The 1,379-nt window shown below is 47.2% G+C and carries 2 protein-coding genes; one reads left to right on the top strand and one right to left on the bottom strand.

Annotated elements, in window-relative coordinates:
- On the top strand, window positions 1-456 hold a 456-nt coding region (locus ACTXGO_RS13840), incomplete at its 5' end, for a class I SAM-dependent methyltransferase (protein ID WP_459112937.1).
- Window positions 457-485: 29 nt separating this feature from the next.
- Here the strand turns inward: ACTXGO_RS13840 and ACTXGO_RS13835 are convergent.
- The coding region (locus ACTXGO_RS13835) for an ABC transporter ATP-binding protein (protein ID WP_443574924.1) at window positions 486-1,379 on the bottom strand (894 nt) is incomplete at its 5' end.

The raw sequence follows: 1,379 nt of genomic DNA, 5'->3' as shown, positions 1-1,379 counted from the left end.
GATAAATTTGATTTCATTCTGTGTCATGCGCTGCTTGAATGGCTAGCGGATCCTCGCGAGATTATGGATTTTTTTGATCGTCAGCTGACAAGTAATGGCGCGCTATCTTTATGCTTTTATAATCCCGCCAGTTTCGTTTATCGCAACCTGATAATGGGTAATTTTAATTTGTTAGATAGCTTACTAGAGGATGACGGCTACAAAGCGGACAACAAAAAAAGCCTGACGCCCAATCATCCCGTTGCCAAGGTAGAGGTGGAATCGTGGCTACAACAGCATGACTATCAAATAGTGTTAGAGAGTGGCTTGCGCGTGTTTCATGATTATGCTCCGCTCAAACGCGGCGGGCATAATAACCCTGATGATGTGATACGAATGGAGCTACGCTACTCAAATCAAGAGCCCTATAAGCGTATGGGGCGTTACTTGCATATCTTGGCGCGTCGCTATTATTGACAGTTTATTATTAAAGTCAAAGCGCTGAGTTAACTATTTACTCGGTCATATTCTGACCACGTCGTGGCATTGATCTCTTTTTCATCAAATACCACGACATGCTCAAGTATCGGCAAAATACCGATGTGCGAGCCAATCTCGTGATTGTGATGACTGGGTACTAAAGACAAAATCGTCTGACCGTCATCGAGTTGCAAGCGGTAGAGATAGTTGGCACCGCGAAACACCCGCCCTACAACGAGTGCGGTCCGCGCGCTCTCGTCATCATGAATGATATCGTCAGGTCGCACCAGTACTTTGATGGGCGTACCGTTAGGATAGTCATACTCACAATATGTTGATTGTCCCGTCTCATCATAGACCTCCATGCGCCGATAAATATCACCAAGCGCCGTCTCGACGTGCCCTTCTTTGATGATGCCATCTATCATCGCCCCTTCTCCAACGAACTCTGCGACAAAAGGACTGATTGGCTCATGATAAAGCTCGCTTGGCGTTGCCCACTGGACAAGCTTGCCGCGATGCATAACGCCAACTTTATCTGCGATGGCAAAGGCTTCATTTTGATCATGAGTGACTAGTATCGCAGTAGTATTGGTACGCTTTAAGATATCGCGCACACTCATCGCTAGCGACTCACGCAGCATAACATCTAGGTTTGAGAATGGCTCATCGAGTAGTAGCAATTTGGGTTTGGGCGCTAAAGCCCGTGCTAGTGCTACGCGTTGCTGCTGACCACCAGAGAGCTCATTAGGACGTTTATCTGCATGTTCGCTCAGCTCAACGAGTTTGAGCATCTCATTTACTCGCGCGCGTCTATCGGTAGATGACCACTTATTGAGACCAAAAGCGATGTTTTTGGCGACGCTCAAGTGTCCAAACAGCGCATAGTCCTGAAACACCATACCCATACCGCGTTTGGC

This window comes from Psychrobacter sp. T6-1 (genome assembly GCF_052258445.1).
Note: the sequence above shows the minus strand (reverse complement) of the source record. Positions and strands in the feature narration are given on the sequence as shown.